This window comes from Cesiribacter andamanensis AMV16 (assembly GCF_000348925.1).
GTDB classification, from domain to species: Bacteria; Bacteroidota; Bacteroidia; order Cytophagales; family Cyclobacteriaceae; genus Cesiribacter; species Cesiribacter andamanensis.
In genome coordinates this window covers 1-24,659 of the sequence record NZ_AODQ01000008.1, presented here as the reverse complement: position 1 = coordinate 24,659, position 24,659 = coordinate 1, and the positions used below count along the sequence as shown (strand labels likewise).

Genomic DNA, 24,659 nt, shown 5'->3' with positions numbered 1-24,659 from the left:
AAAAATTATCGGGCTGTCTGCAGGCAGCCAGGGCTGGTATTTTGTTCTGAATGTGAAAGAATCCAGACTAAAATACCGCACTTAGCCCCATAAACCTAGGCTGGCAGCCCGGAGTACTGCCAAGGTATGCGAAAAAGGGCTATTTTTGTCTGGCTACACCTAAAAAGTTACTACTAAGCTGTTCGCATGGCCCTTTTTAAGACGGAAGTTACCTCAGAAACCCTGGCATCGGATAATCCTATTCACCAACGCCTGCTGAAGCCCTATTTGTATGTAGAAGATAAAATCGGCGGTTTTGTTGCAGAAATCGGCTGTGGCGATGGCCGGGGCCTGGAGCTGCTGGCCCCCAGAAGTGAGGGCTATACCGCCCTTGACAAAAGCACGGCCATTGCCCAGGGCAGGGCCCGGGGCATGAAGGGAGTGGAGTTTATCGAAACTATGATGCCGCCCATTCCGCTGCCCGACAACACGTACGATGTGGTGCTGTGCTTTCAGGTGATCGAGCATATCCTGAACGATACCACCTTTCTGGAAGAGCTGCACCGTATTCTTAAACCGGGGGGTACCCTTTACCTGACCACTCCCAACCGTACCCTCAGCCTGAGCCGCAATCCCTGGCACATCCGGGAATATGCCGCCGATGAACTGACCCTTCTGGCGGCTGCTATCTTTGGTCCCAAGGGGGTGCAGATGCTGGGCATTACCGGTAATGAAAAGGTGATGCGCTATTATGAAGAGAACAAGCAATCCGTAAAGCGCCTGACCCGCTGGGACATTCTGGATCTGCAGCACCGCCTGCCGGCCAGCCTGCTAAAGGTGCCCTACGAGATCATGAACCGCCTGAACCGTAGTTTACTGCGCACCCGTAACCAGGGACTTGTGCAGGAGCTGAGCCATGAGGATTACCTGATCAGCCAGCAGCCGGCCCAGAGCCTGGATCTGTTTCTGGTGGCGCGGAAGTAGGAGGGGCGCCTGGATTGCACGGATCGTATGTGTCGCATGTGACGCATTTGTCGCATGGGCACCGATACATGACAACCGATATTCGCATGGGCACCGATATTCGCATGGCCACCGATGATCGCATGGGTACCGATGATTGCATGGGTACCGATGATTGCATGTATCGCATGGCCCTGACAGGCCAAGCTCTGATTATGCCGCCCCTTTGGGGCTTAGGGGTGACGTAGGCTGGTGTCCCGAGCCCCAAGGGGGCGACATATTTCCAGCCTGGCCTGCAGGGCCAGGTTAAAAAAAGCCCCGAGTACCATCTGGCACCCGGGGCTTTTTCATAATGTCAACCAGGCTCCTAGCGTTGCTGCAGGGCGGCTGGATAATATTTGCCCAGGATCTGCTGGTAGCGCATGGCCTCCTCTTCCCGGCCGCCGGCGGCAAGGGCTCTGGAAAGCTGGTTCAGGATCACCAGGTGGTACTGGCGCTGGTTGCCAATGTCCCGGTTCTCCCGGTTCAGGTAGGCCAGGAACTCATCGGCGCGGGCAGCCATGACAGAGGCTATCTCCGAGGCGCGCTCCACATCGCCGGCCTCAATCAGCAGCTGAACGGTTAGTGCGGTAGCATAGTCGTACTCAAAGGTGGCATCGGGCATTACCTCCAGGCTCTTGTGCAGGGCCTGCAGGGCGCGCGCCTCATCGCCCTCATCAATAAGGGCGCCGGCCAGGGTATTGAAGGCGGCCCGGTGATTGAGAATAAAATTGCGGTAATCTTCGCTGTAGTACACATCGGGATTGTCCAGCTGTCGCCAGTGGAAGTTATTCATTACATTTTCCCACATCACCTCTGTGTTTACCAGCTCCTGCTGCGGATTGGGGTTGCGCACGGGCAGCAGGCGGTAGGTAGTGCCTTCATGGGCAATGTAGGCGCTCAGATCCAGGCCAATGCTCTGCAGCGAGGTGTTGTTGAAGTATATGGGGCGCTCCCAGTTGTTGGTCACCAGCAGGTCTAGCAGCATCAGGTTCTTTTTTCTCCAGCGCATTGCCATTCATCCGGAAGATCATCTTGTCGCTTAGCAGCTCCCGCATCTCCTGGGGCACAATGCCACTATTCAGCAGGCGGGTGGTGTCCAGGTTCAGCGAAAGGGTGCGGCTGGGGATGGTATTTACCTCGTCGGTGCGGGTAGCCAGGCGAATGGCCGGGTGGTTATCGCGCACCAGCTGCATATACTGCTCCAGCGGCAGGGCCCCTTTCAGGTTCTTGTTCTCGTAGAAGTACACCACATCGTTGAGGCCGCCCTGCTTGTAGGTTTCCTTGCTCAGGCTAATGGGCAGGGGCTCCGAGTCGTTCATCTTCATCTTCATCTGGTCGATGTACCAGTCGGTATTGAAGTAGGTGAGCACAATTACCCGCACATCGGTCCTAAAGCCCTCTACCTCCTGCACATACCAGAGCGGGAAGGTATCGTTATCACCTCCGGTAAACAGAATGGCATTGGGGGCGCAGGAGGCCAGGAAGTTCTTGGCTGAATCGACCGAGAAATAGCGGTTGCTGCGGTCGTGGTCGTCCCAGCCCTCGGCGGCCATAATGCCGGGCACCAGCAGGCAAAGGGCGGTGGCCAGGGCAGGGGCGGCAATCTGGTTTTTGCTGAAGGCCTTGTTGAAGAGCTCAGCCAGCGCCATTACCCCAAAGCCGATCCACATGGCAAAGGCATAGAAGGAGCCTACGTAAATATAATCGCGCTCCCGCGGCTCAATAGGGGGGGAGTTCAGGTAGAGGATCAGTGCAAGGCCCGTCAGGAAAAAGAGCAGCAGCACAAAGCCAAAGCCGCGCTGGTCCTGCTTGAACTGCCAGAAGGCGCCCACCAGCCCCAGAATAAGGGGCAGGGCCCAGAAGTTGTTGCGGGCCTTGTTATTGGCCAGCGATGCGGGCAGCTCGGCGCCGGCATTGAAGGGGGTAAGCACACCGGCATCTTTGTAATCGCCCTCGCGGCCCACAAAATTCCACAGGAAATAGCGCCAGTACATATGGCCCATCTGGTAGTTGAACATATAGGCCAGGTTATCGCCAAAACCGGGCGTTTCATGGGCAGCAAGGCCCATGCGCTGGCGGTACAGCTGCTGGTGGCCCGGCTGGGTGCTGTAGGCCCGCGGCAGTATGGTCATGCGGGTGCCCTCGGCATATACGGGCACGGGCTTGTAGGAGGCGATTTCGTACTTATTCTCCCCCTTACGGTACACCGGATCGCCCTGATCGTAGCTTTCCAGCTGAGCATCGAAGTAGTGGCCGTACAAAAGGGGGCGGTCGCCGTACTGCTCCCGTTTCAGGTAAGACACAAAGGCGATCAGGTTTTCGGGATTGTTCTCGTCGATGGGCGGGTTGTAATTGGAGCGGATCACCACCAGTGTATAGCTGGAGTAGCCGATCAGGATAAAAGTTAGCGCCAGCAGCACCGTATTCAGGTCTACCATGCGCTTGTTGATGCTGTAGAACAGGCCCCAGATGAGCAGGCCCAGCATCAGCAGGGCAAAGAAGATCATGCCAGAGCCAAAGGGCAGCCCCAGCCCATTCACAAAAAAGATCTCGAACGAACCGGCCACCGAGGGCAGGCCGGGGATTATGCCCACCATGATCACACCCACAATTACCAGGCCCATAAACATGGCCAGCAGCGTGCCGCTGAGGGTGTAGTTGGTGTAGCGCTTGTGGTAGTAGATAAGTGCCAGGGCCGGTATGGCCACCAGGTTCAGCAAGTGAACCCCTATGGAAAGGCCCATGATGTAGGCGATCAGGATCAGCCATTTGTTGGCCATGCGGGCATCGTCGATCAGCTCCCATTTAAGCATGGCCCATACCACTATGGCCATGAAGAAGGACGACATGGCATACACCTCTGCCTCTACGGCCGAGAACCAGAACGAATCCGAGAAGGTGTAGGCCAGGGCGCCAATAAGGCCGCTACCGATCATGAGCATGGCCTGGCGGGGCGTTTCGGCACCCAGGGGGGCGCGTACCATTTTGCGGGCCAGCAGCACAATGCTCCAGTACAGGAACAGGATGGAAAAAGCACTGGCCACCACGCTCACCCAGTTCACAAAGAGGGCAACCGTTTCCACATCCGGAGCAAAAAGGGAGAACATGCGGCCGATCAGCAGGAAGAAGGGGGCGCCGGGGGGGTGGGGGACCTCCAGTTTATAGGAGGCGGCAATGAACTCGCCCACATCCCAGTAGCTGGCCGTAGGCTCTACGGTAAGGCCATACACCACAAGAGCCAGAAGAAAAATTCCCCAGCCTACCAGATCATTTGTTCGCTTGAACGTACGCATAGTCTCAAGTTTCACCTGCGGGGCACACACGGCCCGGCCTGTTTTAGTTATTGGGTATCCAACGGCTGCTGTGTGACTTCCGTGCCTTGTAGCGCCCCAGATCCCTGTTAAATAATGTTAAAAACGCATCAGGGCCCATTGGCCCCCTGCAAAATTATTCCATTTCGCCGTAATAAAAAATGAAGCCGCCAATGCGTTAAAAATAGGGGAAAAGGCACATGGGCGAACTAGTATGCCCACTTTTTCATTATACTTACATTACGCTTGATGGAGCACCCTTTTGTGATGCGATCGCTATGAGATACCTTGTGTTGCTGTTGTTGATGGTGGGCGGTTTTTCTGCTTCTGCGCAAACCCAGCTTGTAGAAGCCCCCGAGCTTTCGGCGCGGGAAAAAAAGCTGCTGCTGATGGACATGACCCTGCAGATGGAAACGGCAGAGGCCATCAACCATATGTACAACTTCAAGTTTGCCAAGGCCGAGCAGCAGTTTCGCTGGATCCGTCAGAAATATCCCCATCACCCCCTTCCCTACTTCCTCATGGGCCTGAGCCAGTGGTGGAAGATCATGCCCAACATTGAGGAGGAGCGCTACGACGGCCCCTTTATGCTATACATGGACTCTACCATTGTACTGGCCGAGCGCATCTTGGCCAAAGATGCCGACAATGCTGAGGCCCGCTTTTTCCTCTCCGGCGCCTGGGCCTTTAAGAGCCGTCTGCATTCCGAGCGCAGCAACTGGCGCAAGGCTGCCGTCACCGGCAAAAAGGCCCTGGAGTACCTGGACATGAAGACGGAAAAGCAGGAGCTGGGCTCCGAGTTTCTCTTTGGCGACGGCCTCTATAACTACTATGCCGAGTGGGTGCCCAAGAACTACCCCCTGCTGAAGCCCATCCTCATGTTCTTTCCCAGCGGCGATCAGAAGCGGGGCATCCAGCAGTTGAAAGATGTGGCCCAGAACGCCTTTTATACCCGCACCGAGGCCCAGTATTACCTTATGCGCATCCTGGCGCTGGATGAGAACAAGCCTTACGAGGCTCTACGCATTTCGGAGTACCTGCACAAGACCTATCCCGACAACCCCTACTTTCACCGCTACTATGCCCGCATGCTGTATACCACCGGGCAGTACACCAAGCTGGAAGAGGTAGCCAAGAACATCCTGCACAAGATCGACAGCCGCATGCCGGGCTACGAGGCCATCAGCGGCCGTTATGCCGCCTTTTACCTGGGCCAGATGTACGATGTGCTCAACCGCCACGTAGAGGCCCGCACCTACTTTCTGCGGGTAATAGCCTTTGCCAAAAGCTCCAACGACTTGGATTCCGGCTACATGCTCTACAGCCTGCTGGCCCTGGGCGACATGGCCAAGGAAGACGGCGACGAAAAGCTGGCCAAGCGCTACTACAAGGAGGTAAAGAAGTACGGCAGCCGCAGCCACGGTGCGCATGAGCGGGCCCGGGCGAAGCTGAAGGAGATGTAAGCGGTTGTTATCTCCGAAAGGAAACACTATTTTGCACCTTTCTATGGTCAAAATGAGTTCTCCTTCTCCTGTTCATATTTCTGTCATTAGCCCGGTGTATGGTGCTGTTGCTACCCTGCCTGAACTGGTCCACAGGGTTTCGCATGCACTCCAGCCCCTTACATCCGAGTTTGAGATCATTCTGGTGGATGATCGTGGGCCGGGCCCAGCCTGGGAGACCATTACGGCACTGGCAGGGCAGCATTCTTTTGTGAGAGGCGTTCGGCTGAGCCGTAATTTTGGGCAACATTATGCCATTACTGCAGGCTTGGAGCATGCCCGAGGAGAGTGGGTGGTCGTAATGGACTGCGACCTGCAGGATGTGCCCGAAGAGATCCCACACTTATATGCAAAGGCACGAGAGGGCTATGATGCTGTGTTGGCTCGCCGTGCTGTGCGGCAGGATGGGTTTTTTAAGCGTACTAGCTCTCTGCTCTTCTACAGAATCCTGTCTTATCTGACCGGCGTACCCTACGATAATACGGTGGCAAATTTTGGCATTTATCATGCACGCATGATCACAGCCATTGTCAGTATGGGCGACAAGATCAGGTATTTTCCCTCTATGGTCAGCTGGGTAGGCTTTGCGCAGACCTCGCTGGATGTAAAACATGCTTCCCGTGCCGAAGGAAATAGTGCCTATAACTTTGCCAAGCTGCTTCGTCTGGCGCTGGATATCATCTTGTCTTTTTCTGATAAACCCCTGCGGCTTACCGTTAAGCTAGGCACCCTAATCTCTCTTTTTTCTCTGGTTGGTGCCCTAATTGTCATCATTCAGTACCTGCGGGGAGCTATTCTGGTAATGGGCTACGCCAGTTTAATTGTATCCATTTGGTTGTTGGCAGGAATTGTCATTGCGCTGATAGGGGTGGTAGGCCTATATATAGGAAAGATCTTTGAAGCGGTGAAAAATAGGCCGGTGTATATAGTAGCGGATAAAGTAAACGGTCATGATCACTTCAAAACAGTGGGATAGTGATTTTTTTGGCTATCCGGTTGGTGTACTAGCGTCTAATTCGGCAACTGACCCGGCCAGCCTTCGAAGGCAGCTCCTGCAAAGCGCCTTCACTTTAGTGTATGCGTTTGTTTCGCCGGATGATGAGCAGTCAAATACACATATGCTTGAAGCTGGAGGGAGACTGGCCGATACGAAGCTTGTTTACGCAAAAACGAATCTGGCGCAAGCCTGCACGTCAGGGCTGGCTCTGCAGGATGTTTGTGGCAGAGTAGATTATCAGTACAAATTGCTGCTGCAGCTTGCCCTGCAGAGTGGGCAGCACTCCAGATTTAGAACAGACCCCCATTTTGTCAAGCAGGAGTATCACCGTCTCTATACTGCCTGGCTCGATCGGTCTTTAGATAGGACCATTGCAGATCATGTGTGGGCCTATAGTGTTGGCACAGAAATAGCGGGCTTTATCACCGACAAGCGAAAAGAGGATTATGTGGAAATAGGCCTGTTAGCTGTGAATCCGGCGTTTAGAGGTACAGGGATAGGGTCAGCATTAATCAGACGAGTAGAAAGTCTGGCCGCCGCCGCTGGTCTTTCATCAGTTGAAGTAGCAACTCAAAAGCAGAATCAGCAGGCGTGCCGATTCTACGAGTATAATGGCTATCAGATCAAAGAAGCGCAGAATATTTATCATTTTTGGCAATCGGCATGAACATTCCTTTCAATAAGCCCTACCTCACCGGCAAGGAAACCCATTATATCTACCAGGCAGTTAATTCAGGAAAACTGTCGGGCAATGGCATGTTCACCAAAAAATGTCAGCAATTCTTTCAGGAGAAGTACGGATTCCGAAAATGCCTGCTCACCACCTCCTGCACCGATGCGCTGGAGATGGCCGCCATGTTGCTCGATATACAGCCCGGCGATGAGGTGATCATGCCTTCCTATACCTTTGTATCTACCGCCAATGCGTTTGTGCTTCGGGGCGCACGGATTGTATTTGCCGACAGCTCAGCAGACAATCCGAACCTGAATGCCGATCGGCTGGAGGAACTGATCACCCCCAGAACAAAAGCAATTGTACCAGTACATTATGCCGGCATTGCCTGCGACATGGACAAGATCATGGCCCTGGCAGACAAGTATGGGCTTTTTGTTGTAGAGGATGCCGCTCAGGCCATCGACAGCTATTACAAGGGGCGGCCCCTGGGAGGCATTGGCCATCTGGCCGCTTTTTCCTTTCATGAAACCAAAAACATCATTGCCGGAGAGGGGGGGATGTTGGTGGTGAATGATCCCCGCTTTGAAAAACGGGCGGAGATCATCTGGGAAAAAGGCACCAACCGTACCGCTTTCTTCAGAGGAGAAGTGGATAAGTATGGATGGGTAGATGTAGGCAGCTCCTTTCTGCCTTCTGAGGTGGTAGCGGCCTTTCTTTATGCCCAGCTGGAGCACCTGGAGCAGATACAGGAAAAGCGCTGCCAACTCTGGAAACACTACGAGCTTGCTTTAAGCCCCCTGGCAGCGGCTGGCAAGCTGAGGCTACCGCATATTCCGGAGTTTGCCACCAATAATGCGCATATGTTCTATGTGGTATGCCATAGCCCGGCCGAACAGGAGGCGCTCATTGCCTATCTGAAGGAAAGGGGAGTACTGGCGGTCTTTCATTATTTGTCGCTTCACAAAAGTCCGTTCTACACAGAAAAACACGACGGACGGATATTGCCCTGGTCTGACTTTTATTCAGAACGTTTGGTTAGACTGCCTCTCTATTATGAGTTAGCTGACGATCACCTATCTACTATTAGTAGGGAAATTTTATCTTTCTTTTCTACAAGCGATAGGATTTAGATTAAGTCTAGGATTCAGCATCTACCCCCTTAAGATACACCATCCTCCCATTTTCAGCATCACTACTATAAAAGCATGCTCTCTTATCTGGATTTACTCCTGCTATATTTTGTCTGTATTTGCGTTCTTATCATACCTGTAATTGCTGGCCAGATACTCCACATACTCCTTGGTCGACAAATCTCCAATACATTTCCAGTAATAACCTTTATGCTACTTGTGAGCATTTGTGCAATTATCAATACCAATGGGAATACGATATTTTTGCTAACCTTCGGATTACTTGCATTGTTGGTATATGATTTAATTGGGACCAACAAAGTAAGCTATAGTAATAGTGAGGTAATACAGCACAGTTATAAGCTGTATGCTTTGCAGTTTATCGTTTTCACTCTCTTCTTTTCGTACTTTTCCATGCGTTCGTTATGGGTAGACTGTAATGATCTTGGGTTGGGAGATGATGGTTTCTATGCTAAAGTAGCTGCTTATATAAAATATTTTTCGGTGGAGACAGTCACTCCGGATTCAGTTAATAAAGTCTCTGCAGCACCCTATCATTATTTTGAATTACATCTCACAGTCTTTATATCTTCCCTTACACAAATACCTGTTATCTATGTGCTACAGGTCGCTGTACCTGCTGTGTTGCTCTTTTATATTAGCTATATTTTTTTCATCCTTGCTAAGAAGCTCTATAATGGTCCTGATGTGATGTGTTATTTTGTCTCTCTGATCGGACTTTTCCTTCATGGATATGTTTTTGATTTCTATAAAGAGTTTAGATTTCTATCTGATCTCTCGGTATTTGCACAAGGACCTACCCTGATTAAATATATGCCACCTTATATAGGTTTAGGATTGGCGCTTTACTACGTGTCGAAAAGAGCGTTTTACAGGGCTGTTCTTGCATTGTTAATTGCCTCTACAGTTTCTATAACTATAGCGCCCGTAACATTTGGTGGCGTAGCTATACTCCTTCTATATCAGCTATATGGAAAAAATTCTATAAAAGATATTACTATGCAGCTTACAGTAATTACTGCAAGTATTGCTTTTTATTTAATCTTCTATGGAGTCGTTAATGATTTTTTCGGTCAATATTCTTTTTCAGATTTAGATTCAGGAGAAAGCTTTGAATTAAGCATTTCTAAATTTCTTCTGATGGGCAGAATATTTGTTGGCTCAATCCTAAAGCTCCATATAGTTTATGTGCCTGTACTTATTATTCTCTTTATTACAGTAGTATATCTGACGCGCTTTTATACTATTAAGCATGTAGCTAAACGGATACAGAATTTAAAGCTAGTCTTGCTTTTTGTATATGGTATGCTAATAGTTTGTTCTTCGACATGGGCGCTACTTCATAATATGTTGGACTCAGTACAGTTTTTTTCTGTACCCGCCTTTATTATAATTAGTTTCATGCTATTCTATTTTCTGTTCTCACTCATGAAAGGGTATGCTCTTCATTACATTCTTCTTCCTGTCTTGTCACTCCTTATATTGTTGAACGGTATAAATACATTTCCAATAAATAAGCAATGGGCGAGTAAGTGTGATACACTCATGAATTCAAGAGAAGTTATGCAAGCTGATTTTGGAGATATTGTTGATACGCCTTACCCGCAAACTATTTTATTTTCCAAAAATATTGCGCCGGAGACTAATATTTTCACTAAAAATTTAAACGTTTATAATCTGGGGTATAACTATTTCCTTTATCTGTCTGACAGATTCTTCTTTGAGCCAATCATTATTTTGGATTTGCCACTACATCCTATTGATGAACAAGCAATTAGTATTGAAAAAAAATATATTTTCAATTCTTCCTTGAATAGATTCAAGCAAAGACAACGTTTATTGAAACCCAATCAAGGGATTGTATGTGACTTTATAAGGGTAGCCCAGCCAAAGATTTACGTTTCTGATTTGAAAAATGATACCCTCTTACATATTTTCTCTCACTATAACTTGTTGTTAAGAAGTAATGAAATTTCAATCTATCATATTGAGTTGCCGGTGTGTGAGTAGATTGAAATTAGTATTTTAAAATTCAGTTAGAGCGTGCCTCTATCACCATGAAAAGAATTACCACATTAGTTTCTTTTCCAGTTATTCTAGGTTTTCATTTATTCCTTTTATTAACTATACTATTAGGCGGGTTATACCGCTTTGAGGAGAACGACGATGTACTCATGATGCTCATCTCCTCGGGGATCTGGGGTGCTGAAACAAGTGAATACCTGGTCTTTATAAATGTACTGCTGGGATTGCTGTTTAAAGCAAGCAATGCCTTACTGGCTACCTATAATAGTTATCTCTGGTTTTTTTTGATAGCCACCCTACTAAGCCACCTCTCTATTATAAGATCCATCAGGCGATTGGCGGGACCGGAACAGTTTACAAAAGCCTATCTTCTCCTGGTTCCGATCCTGTTTCATAGCGTCCTGTTTTTGCAATTCACCACCCTGTCCTATACCCTGGCCCTGGCCGGTTTGTGTTGTGTAGTTATCCTGATTAGTGATAGCCAGAGTGGTTGGGGCACTTTTGTAGGCGCTCTATTTTTTTTGGGTCTTAGCTTTTTAGTACGGAAAGAAGTGGCAATGGTAGTCGCTGCTTTCCTATTGTTGTTTTTTCTGTATTTTCATTTTTATCATAAAAAGATTGCTCTGGTACGTTTGGGAGTATTTGTGGGTATGTTATTGCTGCAGTTTATAATACTCTATACTTTTGATAAATCCTATTACGAAAAAAACGGATATTCAGACTTCTATAGCTATAACCAGATCAGGGGCATGTTGCAGGACAATCCAACTCCTCAGGTGCTGCAGGATTGCTTTCTGGAAAATGGATTTACGGAAACTGCCTTTCTGCTTTTCCGGAATGCCAGCCTTCCCTACACTGCACCAGACCGCCTTCAGGCTGTGTTGAATTGTCAGCGGTCGCAAAAGCTGGCAGCGCCCCTTCAACACTATCTTAAGCGTATACCAGGGGATATCTACTATTTTTTTTACTATAGCACGCCTTGGAGTGTGTACCTGCTCGCTTTACCGCTATTGCTCATCTTTGCATACAATGCTTCACTACGTCCTTCCCTCTGGTATTGCCTGTGTAGTAGCCTGCTGCTGCTGCTGGTTATTCTCCTGGAAAAAAACCTAAAAGAGCGTGTAGTGTTCTTCCTGCTTCATTTGCCCCTTGTATTTATTTTCTTTAGAAGTTTTCTAAATAAACTCCCCATTCATCTTCCTGTATGGGGTATTGGGCTTTACCTATTTGTGCTTACAACCTATTTAGGCAACTCGTCCCTCCGGACGATAGAAAACAGAAGAATCTATGGGAGACAATTTCAGCAACTGCAGCAATTAGCAGTACTGGAAGACAAAACCCTGATTCTGGCAGGTCGCTTCAGCACACCCGCCCTTCCGTATCTAACTTACATTACCGGCAGTTCGAGCCGGGATGTTACTGACTTCTCAAGGGTCTATATCAGCGGATGGTTTTCAGGAAGTCCTACCGCGCAGAATTTTCTTCAGCAGAGAGGGGCGGCCACCTTTCTTGTTCTGTTGCAGTCCGGAAGGGGCGTTCTGCTGACGGATGAGCCTGGTCTACAAAAGGTGTTAGAACGGTATTGTCAGGAAACCTACAAAATACCACTTCAGCTGAAGACCACTCATAGAGACGAACTGGAAGGTCTCTATTTCATCCAGAGCCGCTAGAAGGTAATGCTATGCCACTACGTTTTTCCAACCATCCCCCCTCAAAGCGCTATTTACTTCTTCTGTTCATATTCAGTCTGTTATTATCTGTTGGTATCAATGAGTTGAATCGATATCATATCAAACAACTTAACCCAACAAATGAAATACAGAATGGGCAAAGCCTGGTACATGGGTATACGGTCTACAGTGTCGATAATGAATGGTACCTGCCGCAGATCAGGCATTATGCGAAGGGGGAGGGCTTTACATTAGATCCTGGAAACCCCCATATGGCTGTCAGGCGTACACCTGGCTACCCCTTATTCTATGGTGCTCATTATCTTCTTTTTGGTGAAGTCGGTGCACATTATTATATCCGGTTTACACAATGCTTTTTATTCGCTTTTTCAGCTGTTTTACTCACGCTGCTCAGCTGGGATATTTTTAAGAATTCACGAATAAGCTATGCTGCAGGCATCCTGTATGGAAGCTCTCCTTTTCTTATGGTGGGCTTGTATTCAACCATTACCGAAGCCCTACACCCTAGTCTGGTGGTAATCACACTTTTCCTTTTTTACAAAGCCCTGAAGAAAATGCAGACGGGATGGTGGATGCTCTGTGGGCTTTCTGCAGCTGCCATGGTGCTCACCAGGCCGCTTAACCTGTTCCTGATCCTGGCTTTTGCAGTGCTAGTGCTCTACCTGTTAATACGCAGAGGCTGGTCTTATTTCAGCGCTGGTCTGTATTTTTCGGTAGGATTACTGCTGCTGTTGCTGCCATGGACAGTGCGGAACTATAGCATTACCGGTGATCTGATCGTGCTCGAGAAATTTTACCACGAAGATCCCATGATCTGGGGAAAAGGGCAGAATGCCTTTCGAGGCTGGTGGTCGGCATGGGACAGGCCCAGGGCCGAGTTGCTTGGCTTTCAGCTGATACGTGGCGCAGAGGAGGAAACTACTTATGCCATTGATGCCTATGTAGCCTCACTTCCCGCCTATGCGCTTCAGGGATATAGCCGGGAGGATGTAAGGAGGGGGTTACTGGCTCTGCAGGATTGCTATCGGTTTAAGCTTGAGCAGGGTATTGGCATCCGAGCCTACGGGCCGGGCGAAACTCCTCCTCTCTGCGAAGAGGAGGTAAAGCAACATTTTCTGGAGCTGACCGAGCAGTTTAAAGCGAACGCCCCATTTCGTTATTATGTCATCACACCCCTTAAGCTTTACAAAGAATTTATTTTTCATAGTTATAGCTCGGGCTATGCGGGGCTCCAACCTTCAGCAGACGGCTACAGCCTGCTGCAGCTCTTGATAAAAACAGGCTTGTATGGACTAAATGTACTCTTACATGCCAGTATCTTCCTTTTTCTCCTGTTTGCGAAAGGGCAGGTGCAGCAGAAGATCCTGTTTGGTACTTTCTATGTATCTACGGCCCTTTTTCTATGTTTTGGTTTGTGGGGAGTACGCTATGTAGAAGTCAGGTATATGCTGCAGACCTATCCGTTGCTGTATTGTACGCTGGCCTGGCTTCTCTGGCAGCTTTATGTAGGGATGAAATCCTATATGCAAAGAAGAAGGAGATCGGCAAATCAACAGCTTTCAGCGGAGGCTCATTCCTGAGCTGTACTGTCCTGCTTTTTAGCAGTAGGAGCATCTACTTTCTGATACAAGCTAAGCCCTGGCTCCAGCTGTATAATCTTCTGGCTCTGATGGTGTATATAGGACATGATCTGGGCATTGCCTTTAACAGTAGCATCACTCACCACTAAGAAGTCGGCTTGATTAAGTAATTCCTGCAATGTGCTGGGCTTATGTTCGTACGAATTCAGATAGCTGTACCCCATCTCAGATTTTAACGGAGGCTCCAGGTTAGCAAGATAATAGAGGTAGTAATGGTCTAGGACCAGGGTATTGGAGCTGCCAACAGCCGATTTCACCTTTGTGGCAACTTTCAGTTGAGCACTTCGGTCTTGCCCGTAAATATGGAGGGTGGTAGCCACAGCACGATACGTGTAATAGCCCAAAGGGAGTATAAACATCAGTAGATAAACAAGCTTTGGTAGCCCCCTTTTGGTCCTGCTTTCTATGCCGACTAAAAGCAAAAGCCCGGCAAGCATGGATATATATGGAAGCTGCAGCAGAAAATAATGGGGATAGGTTTTAAAATAAAGTGGCAAGCTAAAGGCAAGGAGTGCTAGAAGCAGGACCAGAATACTGCTCGTATGGGTGCGAAAAGCTGTTTTGCCTACTATCATCAGTAGTAAAAAGGGCGCTGTCTTAAGCAGAAACCATAGTTCTGCTTTCAGGTACTGGAACAGGCTATGGTCGCCATAACCACCACCACTCCATTGAGTAAGAATTATTACAAGATCAACTTCCATACTCCGCACTACAAGTAAACCAGCAGCAATGGGTAAAAAGGCTGCCAGGCCATATACTATTAACATTTTCACCCGCTGCTTAACACTTTTTTGATAGTTTTCACCAGGGAGTAGTATCGCCAGTGCCACTGGAATAATGATCATTAGGCCGAATTGCTTGCTTAAAAAAGACAAGGCCGTGCATACACCTGCGCCCACTAGAAACCAGATGCTAAACCGTTTGCGCATATGAAAAATCAGATATAGGCCTGATATGGCCCATACATTCACCAGAGGCTCTAGAAGGCTTTGATAGCCTCCAAGCGCAAATGCAGCAAACAGATAAAAGAAAGAGCCAAAGTAAGACGCCTTACCAGAGCCTGCCACCAACTGCAGAAATTTATAAATCAGGTAGGCCGATAGCAGGAGAATCAGGTAGAACACAACTAGCTGTGCGCCATATTTATCTACCAGAAAGGAAGGAGCAAGTAGCGCATAGGCGAGCGGTGTATAATGCGTGGCAACATCTCGGAACAACATTTCCCCTTCATATAGATCGCGGGCTACGCTTAAGTAATAGCCGGCGTCTTCATTTACAGCACTTGATTTAAAAGCATGTCCATAGCAATAGATCAGCACGAATAGCCATAGTCCAAAACCCCAATACCATGCTTTTGCAGGTATAGTCGAGTTATACGAACGAATGGATCGGGGGTGCGAATCATAGACATCTGAGCGGGGAGCCGTGCTTTCTACCATAGAGTAAATTTGCTTTCCGACACTTTCAAAACCAATTTATGTACGAGTTTTCTATGGTAAAAAAGGTTCGGTTCCTTCACTAGGATCGAGTAGAGGAGTTTGCTGAATAAACGCCCAGTTCTCAGGCAACTCCTGTCTTACAGGTAGTGAATGGAAGCAGTTTTTTTTATACCTTTCCTTCTTGCTTTGGCCTCTTCATGCCATTGCCTACAGAATGAGTGCTGCACCTGTGTATTTACTAAGAAAATTTTTGCGCCTGCCAGGACTGATCTTTTGGATCATGGCGCTGGGAATGTTGTTTCGCTGTTTATTCGTATTTGTAGCCAGCAAAGCCTTTTACCCCAACCTGGAGGGACTTGCGGCCTACAATGGGGATAGTAATTCGTATATTTTCTCTGCCCAAAACTTGCTTGTGCTTGGTGAATATACCTTCGATACACAGAATCCCGAGGCCTACTTTGGTAGAGAGCCAGGGTATCCGTTTTTTCTGCTGCTCCACTTTTTTCTCTTTGGTCCTGGCCTGGGTCTGCAGGCGGTAGTGATATCGCAACTGTTGCTGGATGTTGTGGCCATTTTTCTGTTATATCGAATAAGTCAACGCTTTTTTCATCCTCTTGCGGCTCCTGTACTTGCCTTGGTTTATGCGCTCTATCCCTTTACGGTGGTATGGATACCGGTTATCGGTACCGAGCTCTTTGCCACATTTCTAACAGTGCTCTTCTTTTATGCCTTTGTGTATTGGAGAACCAAACGCTGGGGATATGTAGCTATAGGGGTGTTGGCAGCTGCCTGTCTTCTCACCAGAATGTATCTTGGAGCCTTACTGCTTGTGCCTTTTTTGGGTATTTTGTGGGAATCCCGTTTTCGAATCCGTACGATGGTGCTTCAGGGCAGCCTGTGTATGGCAGGGTTTCTGGTGGTATACGTAGCCTGGCCCATTCGGAATTATCTGCAGGCTAATGAAGTTATCCTACTCAAACCAGCTACTGCGGGCTATCCCGAGTACTCCTCCGATTATAATGCTTTTCGTAACTGGGTGCAACTATGGGAAACGGATGTGGATTATTATACCGAAAGGGTGTTTCAGGATTCTACAATAGCTGTTTTTCCCGAGCAGGTACTGGCTACGGAAGAGGAGAGAAACATAGCCCGAAGGGCTCTGATACTGACCCTTTCCTGTAGCAAAGGCTTTCAGTATCAGGCCAGAGAAGCTTTTGCAGCCCATGAGCCTGTGTACACAGAGGAGTGTACAGCTCAGGCTACCGTACTGTTTGATTCCCTGGCTATGCTCTACCGAAACAGGAAGCCTCTGCAGGCAGCCTTGTATGTTCCGGGTAAAAATATTAAGAAGCTTTTTCTTAAATCAGAAACAAAGGGGGAGGGGTCGGCTATGGTTCGTATTCTATTCGGCTATCGTTCAGTCCTTTTAATACTTGCCTTTGGGAGCCTGTTTTATTTCAGAACATACAAAACATGGACGGTGGCTGCTTTTCCGCTTTTTATGTATCTGTTCATTTGCATAGGAATTCGCCAGTTGGAAATGCGCTATATTTTGCAGGCCGATGTGCTTATGTTATTACTGTTGTGCCCTCTGGCTATAAAGTGGCTGCAGCCGTCTAAAGGTAAGCTATTATGAATACAATGTTCCTGGCGATCTTTTTAGGGCAAATTGATCTCTTTATGGGGCTATTCATAATAGTTCTCATTCTTATTTTTGCCTCCCTTCTAAAACCTAAAAAATCAATTCTCCCTGAGCGCTACTGGTGGTGGGGAATAGGATTAAAGCTGATCGGGGCTCTTTTTATCTCCCTGATCTATGAATACTATTACAGAGGAGGGGATACTACTATGTATCACCTGGGGGGTAAAACGATCTATGAGTCCCTTGGCGATTCTTTTTTTGCCTGGTTCGAGCTTGTGTTTGTCGGGAAGGATAATATAGATCCCAATGTGTACATTAACCATGCCCGAAAGATCTATTTCTGGGGCGACGAACCTACGTATTTTGTGTGCAGAGTATTAGGCATAACTAACCTGATCACTTTCGGGTCCTACATGGGCAATGCTTTTCTATTCTCTTTCATTTCTTTTTTAGGGAGCTGGTGCATGCTGCTGGGGCTGGCCAGAATGTTTCCCCACATTAAGCGATATCTTTTTTTAGGGGTATTCTGTGTACCCTCTGTCGTGGTCTGGGGGAGCGGTATTTTCAAAGATACCCTTACGTTTGCAGCGCTGGGATTTATGATTTGGGCTTTCCTGAACATTACTATTTTCCGCAGAAAGTTTGTGCTCTCCTGGATCGTACTGGCACTGGCAGTACTGGTAATCCAGCTGGTAAAGATCTATATTCTGCTTTCGATTGCTCCTGCCCTGATTCTTTGGGTCTTGCTCATTTACAAGGATAAGTTTAAGAACGCTTTTGTACGCTTTGTAATTGGTCCTTTTGTTTTTGCAATGGCCTTTGGAGGGGGCTTTTATGCCATTAGCTATTTTGGCCAGCAAAGTCAGCGCTACAACCTGGAAAGTCTTGCCTATACCGCAGAAACAACTGCCCGATGGCTATCCTATATGAGTGCGGTAGATGGAGGGTCTGGCTATTCACTTGGCGATTTCGACTACAGCACAACAGGCATGCTTAGAAAGGCACTGCCAGCAGTTAACGTAACACTTTTTCGGCCTTACTTGTGGGAGGTTAAGAATATAACAATGCTTATGGCAGCGCTTGAGAGTTTTGCCTTATTATGCTTTACAATCTATGTCTTTTATAAAAGGGGGATTGCCAGATCTTTTGCCCAGATGATTAGCGAACCTACAATTCTCTCTTTTTTGGTATATTCACTGATCTTTGCCTTTGCAATTGGCATTTCAACCTACAACTTTGGCTCCTTGGTTCGGTATAAAATTCCGATGCTTCCGTTTTATGTGATCGGCCTGGTGCTGATTCTTTATCCCAAACCTAAGCGAGTTGTCAGAAAAAGGGTGCGCATCATCCGCAAACCGAAGGAGGTGGAATCCTTTGTACTTCCCAACAACAGGCTGGAATGGAAGTAAACTGCCTGCTTTTAGCACTCCAGCTCAAAGAGCCTCAGGAAATGCGAGCCCCAGGCAGAAACTGAATAGCTGGTTTCGACTGTTTTCCGCCCCCTGGCACCCATTCTGCTGCGTGCCTTCCCATCCGGAATAAGCCTTTCCAGCAGCAGCCCCCATTCCTGCTCATGTTGGGCACTGAGACCCCCTCCATGTTCCTGGATCATCTCCCGATTTACCCCCACCGGCGAAACTACCGCCGGGATGCCCAGCGCCATGTACTGCAGCGCTTTAAAGCCGCATTTCCCTTCCGACCAGGGGTCTTCCGTCAGGGGCATGATGCCAATGTCCATCCGGAGCAGGTCTTCGATTTCGGTTTCCTTGTTCCAGGGCCGGTACTCCAGGCGGGGCAGGTCCAGTGTAGGGGGCTGGTTGGAGATGATCAAGAAGCGCAGCCTGGGATAGCGGGCCGCCAGTGTCTGTAACACCCCCTCCAGGGGCTTCAGGTACTTCAGCGTACTGTGGGTGCCGGTCCAGCCAATCACTACTTCCTCCTTTTCGTTGTGCTCTTTTAGGCGGTTGTGTACCCGCTCGGTATCCAGGGTGGTGGGCATGTACACGGCATTAGCGTTGTACTGGCTGGCCCATTGGCGCAGGTACTCATTGCCGCAGCTTACCCGGTAGCTCCAGCGGCAGATGGCAGCCACTTTCTGGTGCCATTTCAGGCGGGCGGCCATCCGGTTCTGCTCCGAGGTGTTGGGCAGCCAGATGGCATCGTCAAAATCATAGACTACCCGCTTGCGAAACACTTTAGTGATCAGCCACTCAAAGAGGGGAGGGCCCAGGGGAGCGGCTTCGCGGTGGATGAACACCCAGTCGTATGCCGGCAGGGAGGGGAGCAGGGCCAGGCGGCGCAGGAGTCCTTTGAGGATCCCTAGTGCTTTGTGTACCCCTCTCCCGGGTTGGTACAGGATCTGCCAGGTTGGCTTGTCCAGAAATGGGGCTACGGCATAGGTATGGCCGGCTTCTTTCAGCGCAGGAAAGTACTGCTCGAAGCGAAAGCGCTGCGAGGGGGCTTCTCCTTCCGGATAGGGGACGATGAAGAGGATGTTCATGGGTTGGAGAAACCTCACCCTAAATCCCTCTCCCCAGGGAGAGGGACTTTCGGCCGCTGGATAGTTTTTTAGACTGGATGATAGTGTACATAGTACTGAAAGCCTTCTTTAGAACCCCTTACACATAAAACTCCCGTTCCGCAGGTTTTCCCGGTTATAGCGCATGGGTTTATCCCCCATCAGCACCTGGCCCCCGGCGCCTTCCACAATGGCCTGGCCGGCGGCGGTGTCCCATTCCATGGTGGGCTTGCCGCGGTAGTAAAGGTCGGCGGCGCCTTCGGCCACCAGGCAGAACTTGATGGAGCTGCCCGAGGAGACAAAGTCTTTAATGGGGTACTGCTTTAGTATGGCTTCGTCTTCCTCCCCGGAATGGGAGCGACTGCCCACGGCGATCAGGTCTTGTTCTTTGTTGCTGACCTGGAGCTTTTGCACCTCGACCCCCCCGGCTTGCTTAAAGGCTCCATACGCAGCGCCCCCCCAGTATAGCACTTCTCCATCGGGCACATAGATCACACCCCATTGGGTCTTGCCCTGCTCAATCAGCGCAATGTTTACCGTAAATTCCCCATTACGCTTAATGAATTCCTTGGTGCCGTCCAGGGGGTCCACCAGCCAGCAGCGGCTCCAGTGCTGCCGTTCTGCATAGGGGATGTGGCTTCCCTCCTCGGAGAGAATAGGGATGTGGGGAAAGCGCTGCTGCAGCCGCTTCTCAATGAGCAGGTGCGCCCGCTGGTCGGCTATGGTCAGGGGGGAGTCGTCGGCTTTGTAGTCTACGGCATTGAAGAGGGAAGCATTGTGGTAGACGGCCAGGATCTCGGCGCCGGCCAGGCGGGCTGTTTCAAGCAGGTAGATTATGTCTTCCTGGGAGAGTAGGGTAGGAGTTGGGGTCATGTAGTAGGGGTCGAATGACGGTAGGGGCAAATATAGGGGATAATTGCTAGAAGTGGGGAAGGTATCTGCTGGAGGCAGAACTGGACCACCCCGCCCGGAGGGCGGGGTGGTTGGTACCTGGCCCGGAGGCGGTGGTTTGTTCAGCCAACACAAACCAGTACTCCCATCCCCTGTTTATTTTCCCCAAAATGCCGTAGTTTTGCAGCTGGTTCTTACTAATGTATCCGGTGGAGCACATTCATCCTATCTTTGACCGTATCCTGGACCGTAGCCAGAAAGAGCGCCTGCTGCAGCAGCGGGCCGTGGTGGTCTGGCTGGTGGGCCTGTCGGGCTCCGGCAAAAGCACCATTGCCCAGGCACTGGAAAAACGCCTGCATGCCGAGGGCTACCTGACCCAGCTGCTGGATGGCGACAACCTGCGCTCCGGCATCAACGGCGATCTGGGCTTCAGTGAGGCCGACCGGCAGGAAAACCTGCGCCGCACCGCCGAAATTGCCCGCCTGTTCCTGCACTGCGGCATCATCACCCTTTGTTCCTTTATCAGTCCTACCCGGGAGGCCCGCCAGAAAACGCGGGAGATCATAGGGGAGGCCGATCTGCTGGAGGTGTATGTAAAATGCTCTTTTGCCGAGTGTGCCCGCCGGGATGTGAAAGGCCTCTATGTCAAAGCCCTCCGGGGCGAGATCAAAAACTTTACCGGCCTGGACGCCCCCTTTGAAGAACCCGAAGCGCCCTGGCTGCTGCTCGATACCGAAGCGGCCTCCGAAGCCCAGTGCGTGGAGCAGCTCTACCAACACCTTATTCACCGCATACACCCCCAAAATCCAAGCTAATACGCATGGCATCCTATAATTTAAGTCACCTGAAGCAGCTGGAGGCAGAAGCGATCTTCATCATGCGCGAAGTTGCCGCCCAGTTTGAGCGTCCCGTGCTGCTGTTTTCGGGTGGAAAAGACTCTATTGTGCTCACCCGCCTGGCCGAAAAAGCCTTCTGGCCGGCCAAAATGCCCTTTCCGCTCATGCACATCGATACGGGGCACAATTTCCCCGAAACGCTTGAATTCCGCGATAAACTGGTCGACCGCCTGGGCGTGGAACTGATCGTGGGCAGTGTGGAAGAAAGCATTCGCCAGGGCAAGGCCCAGGAAGAAAAAGGACCCAACCCCAGCCGCAACGCCCTGCAGACCATCACCCTGCTGGATATGATCGAGGAGCGGGGCTTCGATGCGGCCTTTGGCGGCGCCCGGCGCGACGAAGAAAAGGCCCGCGCCAAGGAACGCTTCTTCTCACACCGGGACGAGTTTGGCCAGTGGGACCCCAAGAACCAGCGGCCCGAGCTCTGGAACCTCTTCAACGGCCGCAAGCATACTGGCGAGCACTTCCGGGTGTTTCCCATCAGCAACTGGACGGAGATGGACGTGTGGCAGTACATAGCCCAGGAAGGCCTGGAACTGCCCTCCATCTACTTTTCGCACCAGCGCCGGGTGGTAAACCGCGGCGGCGTGCTGCTGGCCGAAAACCCCTATATCACCCTGGTCAACGGCGAGCAGTACGAGCTGCGTACCATCCGCTTCCGCACCGTGGGCGATGCCTCCTGCACCGGCGCCGTAGAGTCCGAGGCTGATACCCTGGACAAGATCATCCAGGAGGTAGCCTCCGCCCGGATAACCGAGCGTGGCGGCCGCGCCGACGACCGCCGCTCCGAAGCCGCCATGGAGGATCGAAAGCGGCAGGGGTATTTTTAGGAGTAGGAAGCAAGAAGTCAGAAGTAAGAAGTAAGACATACCCCAAGTTCTCTTACTTCATACCTCTAACTTCTAATCTCTTACTTCTTACTTCTATCTACTAACTTCTCAAACTACCATGGACTCACCCATAGATACCAACCGCTACCTGACCATGGACCTGCTGCGCTTTACCACGGCAGGTAGTGTGGATGATGGCAAAAGTACCCTCATTGGCCGGCTGCTGTACGACAGCAAGGCCATATTTGAAGACCAGATCGAAGCCATCGAGCGCAGCAGCAAGCAGCGGGGCACCGAATATGTGGATCTGTCGCTGCTCACCGATGGCCTGCGGGCCGAGCGGGAGCAGGGCATCACCATTGATGTGGCCTACCGCTACTTTGCCACCCCCCGCCGCAAGTTCATCATTGCCGATACCCCCGGCCATATCCAGTATACCCGCAACATGGTAACGGGTGCTTCTACGGCCAACCTGGCCATAGTGCTGGTAGATGCCCGCCATGGGGTGGTGGAGCAAACGCGCCGCCATGCCTTCATCGCCTCCCTGCTGCAGATCAAGCACCTGGTGCTGGCCGTCAACAAAATGGACCTGGTGGACTGGAGCGAAGAGCGTTTTGAAGCCATCCGCAAGGAGTTTGCCGAGTTCAGCTCCCGCCTCAACATCGCCGATATCCGCTTTATCCCCATCAGTGCCCTGAAGGGAGATAATGTGGTGGAGCCCTCCCAAAACATGCCCTGGTTCAAGGGGGCTACCCTGCTCTATACGCTGGAGACGGTGAATATTGGCAACGACCACAACCATGTGGACAGCCGCTTTCCGGTGCAGTATGTGATCCGGCCGCAGTCCGACAAATGGCACGACTACCGGGGCTATGCCGGCCGCATTGCCGGTGGGGTTTTCAAGCCAGGCGATGAGGTGGTGGCCCTGCCCTCCGGCTTCAGCTCCAAAATTCAGCGCATCGATACCCATGAGGGGCCCATCGACGAGGCTTTTGCGCCCATGTCGGTCACCATTACCCTGGAAGATGACATTGACATCAGCCGGGGCGATATGCTGGTGAAGCCCAACAACCAGCCTCAGTCCGGGCAGGACCTGGAGCTGATGATCTGCTGGCTGAACCAGAAGCCGCTGCAGCCCAAGGGCAAGTACATCCTGATGCACACCACCAAAACCTGCAAGTGCATAGTGAAGGAAGTGCGCTACAAGGTGAACATCAACACCCTGCACAAGATCGAAGATGATCTTACGCTGGGCCTGAACGAGATTGGCCGCATCAGCCTGCGCACTACCGAGCCGCTCTTTTTCGATCCCTACACCCGCAACCGCAGCACCGGTTCGCTTATCCTCATCGATCAGTTTACCAATGAAACGGTAGGGGCGGGGATGATTATTTAGAGGAACACCTCACCCCAACCCCTCTCCTCCAGAGAGGGGCTAAGTTGGTGGGGATTTAAAGTGATGCTGTTAAAGTAATTGTTGCCAGAGATGGTTTGTGTTGTTCGAACGTATGCGGCAAGGTACGATTATCCCCCTTTGGAGGAGTGTAGGGGGCGCCCGGCTAGGGGAGGAGACCAGCAGTCCTAAAAAAATTGCGGGAGCAGATATTAAGGCATACGTATCTTAAGCTAATAATAAGCTAAGGCCGCTGCCGTACTTTGTGGGTACCTTGCCTCCCCCTACGCCCCCTCGCAGAGGGGGGCAATCGTACCTTTACCGTAGCTTCGCTCAAATTTGGAAACGCCGGCTGCATAGATGTATAGATAGGCCTTGGTAGAGGCCACTACCCCATACCTCATATCCCATACCTCACCCCCCCCCATGACCCTCCCCAGCCAGATCATCCAGACCATCCGCCAGGTAACGGCTACGGAAGCGCAATTTTTGCCGCTGCATGAGCCCATGTTCCGGGGGCGGGAAAAGGAATACCTGAATGAGTGCATCGATACGGGCTGGGTCTCCTCGGTGGGCAGGTTTGTTGACCGGCTGGAGGGGGACCTGGCGGCCTATACGGGGGTGAAGCGGGCGGTGGTAACGGTCAATGGTACGGCTGCCCTGCACATCTGCCTGCTGCTGGCCGGGGTACAGGCGGGCGATGAGGTGCTGATGCCGGCCCTTTCCTTTATCGCTACTGCCAATGCCGTGGCCTACTGTGGGGCCCTTCCCCATTTTGTGGACAGTGAGCGGGCCTCGCTGGGGGTGGATATGGCTGCGCTGGAAGCCTACCTGCAGGAGATCGGTCAGCGAAAAAGGGATGGCCTGTACAACAAATACAGCGGACGGCGCATTGCGGCCTTTGTCCCCATGCACACCTTTGGCCACCCGGTCAATCTGGAGGCAGCCGTGGCCCTCTGCGAGCGCATGGGTCTGGTGCTGATCGAAGATGCGGCCGAATCCCTGGGCTCGTACTACAAAGGTACCCATACGGGCAACTGGGGCAGGCTGTCGGCGCTGAGCTTTAACGGCAA

Annotated in this window: 20 protein-coding genes; 15 read left to right on the top strand and 5 right to left on the bottom strand. The window is 50.6% G+C overall.

The annotated features are described in order from the left end of the window. Window positions 1–186 precede the first annotated feature (186 nt). Window positions 187–963, top strand: coding sequence for a class I SAM-dependent methyltransferase (locus tag ADICEAN_RS02625; RefSeq protein WP_009193966.1), 777 nt, complete (start codon window positions 187–189; stop codon window positions 961–963). Window positions 964–1,031: 68 nt separating this feature from the next. Further along, entirely contained in the window at window positions 1,032–1,190 is a 159-nt protein-coding gene (locus tag ADICEAN_RS22520) for a hypothetical protein (RefSeq protein WP_009193965.1), read from the top strand. 119 nt (window positions 1,191–1,309) lie between these two features. On the opposite strand, the gene ADICEAN_RS23120 is transcribed toward ADICEAN_RS22520, so the two are convergent. Both ADICEAN_RS23120 and ADICEAN_RS02620 read right to left on the bottom strand, forming a co-directional pair. Beyond that, window positions 1,310–1,969: a hypothetical protein gene (locus ADICEAN_RS23120; RefSeq protein ID WP_083879656.1), complete on the bottom strand. Its 660-nt coding sequence runs from the start codon at window positions 1,967–1,969 to the stop codon at window positions 1,310–1,312. Beyond that, on the bottom strand, window positions 1,863–4,277 hold the full coding sequence (locus ADICEAN_RS02620; protein ID WP_009193963.1) for a glycosyltransferase family 117 protein: 2,415 nt from the start codon (window positions 4,275–4,277) through the stop codon (window positions 1,863–1,865). Before ADICEAN_RS02620 ends, ADICEAN_RS23120 begins: the two co-directional genes overlap by 107 nt. Before the next feature lie 296 nt (window positions 4,278–4,573). Here ADICEAN_RS02620 and ADICEAN_RS02615 point away from each other — a divergent pair, with 296 nt between their 5' ends. The 7 genes from ADICEAN_RS02615 to ADICEAN_RS02585 all read left to right on the top strand — a co-directional run bounded on the left by ADICEAN_RS02615 (window position 4,574) and on the right by ADICEAN_RS02585 (window position 13,917). Beyond that, window positions 4,574–5,758 (top strand): tetratricopeptide repeat protein, encoded by a 1,185-nt coding sequence (locus ADICEAN_RS02615; RefSeq protein WP_009193962.1) that lies wholly within the window; start codon window positions 4,574–4,576, stop codon window positions 5,756–5,758. A gap of 43 nt (window positions 5,759–5,801) precedes the next feature. Next, window positions 5,802–6,773 carry a glycosyltransferase family 2 protein gene (locus ADICEAN_RS02610; RefSeq protein WP_009193961.1) on the top strand — a complete coding sequence of 324 codons (972 nt, stop codon included), beginning with the start codon at window positions 5,802–5,804 and terminating at the stop codon, window positions 6,771–6,773. Beyond that, entirely contained in the window at window positions 6,748–7,461 is a 714-nt protein-coding gene (locus ADICEAN_RS02605; RefSeq protein WP_009193960.1) for a GNAT family N-acetyltransferase, read from the top strand. The genes ADICEAN_RS02610 and ADICEAN_RS02605 overlap by 26 nt, the downstream gene beginning before the upstream one ends. Further along, on the top strand, window positions 7,458–8,600 hold the full coding sequence (rffA, locus tag ADICEAN_RS02600) for a dTDP-4-amino-4,6-dideoxygalactose transaminase (protein WP_009193959.1): 1,143 nt from the start codon (window positions 7,458–7,460) through the stop codon (window positions 8,598–8,600). Before ADICEAN_RS02605 ends, rffA begins: the two co-directional genes overlap by 4 nt. 75 nt (window positions 8,601–8,675) lie before the next feature. Then, on the top strand, window positions 8,676–10,631 hold the full coding sequence (locus tag ADICEAN_RS02595) for a hypothetical protein (protein WP_009193958.1): 1,956 nt from the start codon (window positions 8,676–8,678) through the stop codon (window positions 10,629–10,631). Between the two features lie 47 nt (window positions 10,632–10,678). Continuing rightward, window positions 10,679–12,316: a hypothetical protein gene (locus ADICEAN_RS02590; protein ID WP_009193957.1), complete on the top strand. Its 1,638-nt coding sequence runs from the start codon at window positions 10,679–10,681 to the stop codon at window positions 12,314–12,316. Window positions 12,317–12,327: 11 nt separating this feature from the next. Then, complete coding sequence (locus ADICEAN_RS02585) at window positions 12,328–13,917, top strand: ArnT family glycosyltransferase (RefSeq protein ID WP_083879655.1); 1,590 nt, start codon at window positions 12,328–12,330, stop codon at window positions 13,915–13,917. On the opposite strand, the gene ADICEAN_RS02580 is transcribed toward ADICEAN_RS02585, so the two are convergent. Beyond that, complete coding sequence (locus tag ADICEAN_RS02580; protein ID WP_009193954.1) at window positions 13,908–15,416, bottom strand: ArnT family glycosyltransferase; 1,509 nt, start codon at window positions 15,414–15,416, stop codon at window positions 13,908–13,910. The genes ADICEAN_RS02585 and ADICEAN_RS02580 overlap by 10 nt on opposite strands. A 214-nt stretch (window positions 15,417–15,630) precedes the next feature. On the opposite strand from ADICEAN_RS02580, the gene ADICEAN_RS02575 reads away from it, so the two are divergent. Both ADICEAN_RS02575 and ADICEAN_RS02570 read left to right on the top strand, forming a co-directional pair. Continuing rightward, window positions 15,631–17,052, top strand: a complete 1,422-nt coding sequence (locus ADICEAN_RS02575) for an ArnT family glycosyltransferase (RefSeq protein ID WP_009193953.1) — start codon at window positions 15,631–15,633, stop codon at window positions 17,050–17,052. Continuing rightward, window positions 17,049–18,467 carry a hypothetical protein gene (locus tag ADICEAN_RS02570; RefSeq protein ID WP_009193952.1) on the top strand — a complete coding sequence of 473 codons (1,419 nt, stop codon included), beginning with the start codon at window positions 17,049–17,051 and terminating at the stop codon, window positions 18,465–18,467. Before ADICEAN_RS02575 ends, ADICEAN_RS02570 begins: the two co-directional genes overlap by 4 nt. Window positions 18,468–18,478: 11 nt before the next feature. Here the strand turns inward: ADICEAN_RS02570 and ADICEAN_RS02565 are convergent, their stop codons facing one another. Next, window positions 18,479–19,558, bottom strand: coding sequence for a glycosyltransferase family 4 protein (locus ADICEAN_RS02565; RefSeq protein ID WP_009193951.1), 1,080 nt, complete (start codon window positions 19,556–19,558; stop codon window positions 18,479–18,481). A 108-nt stretch (window positions 19,559–19,666) separates the two neighbouring features. Then, complete coding sequence (gene cysQ / locus ADICEAN_RS02560) at window positions 19,667–20,449, bottom strand: 3'(2'),5'-bisphosphate nucleotidase CysQ (protein WP_009193950.1); 783 nt, start codon at window positions 20,447–20,449, stop codon at window positions 19,667–19,669. 218 nt (window positions 20,450–20,667) lie between these two features. Here cysQ and cysC point away from each other — a divergent pair, with 218 nt between their 5' ends. From cysC to ADICEAN_RS02540, 4 genes are all read left to right on the top strand, one after another. Continuing rightward, window positions 20,668–21,282 (top strand): adenylyl-sulfate kinase, encoded by a 615-nt coding sequence (cysC, locus tag ADICEAN_RS02555; RefSeq protein WP_009193949.1) that lies wholly within the window; start codon window positions 20,668–20,670, stop codon window positions 21,280–21,282. Between the two features lie 5 nt (window positions 21,283–21,287). After that, window positions 21,288–22,193, top strand: coding sequence for a sulfate adenylyltransferase subunit CysD (gene cysD, locus ADICEAN_RS02550; RefSeq protein ID WP_009193948.1), 906 nt, complete (start codon window positions 21,288–21,290; stop codon window positions 22,191–22,193). A gap of 118 nt (window positions 22,194–22,311) precedes the next feature. Then, a complete protein-coding gene (gene cysN / locus ADICEAN_RS02545) occupies window positions 22,312–23,589 on the top strand; it encodes a sulfate adenylyltransferase subunit CysN (RefSeq protein WP_009193947.1) in 1,278 nt (425 codons plus the stop codon). A 423-nt stretch (window positions 23,590–24,012) separates the two neighbouring features. Next, a partial coding sequence (locus ADICEAN_RS02540) for an aminotransferase class I/II-fold pyridoxal phosphate-dependent enzyme (protein ID WP_040396028.1) occupies window positions 24,013–24,659 on the top strand: 647 nt, incomplete at its 3' end.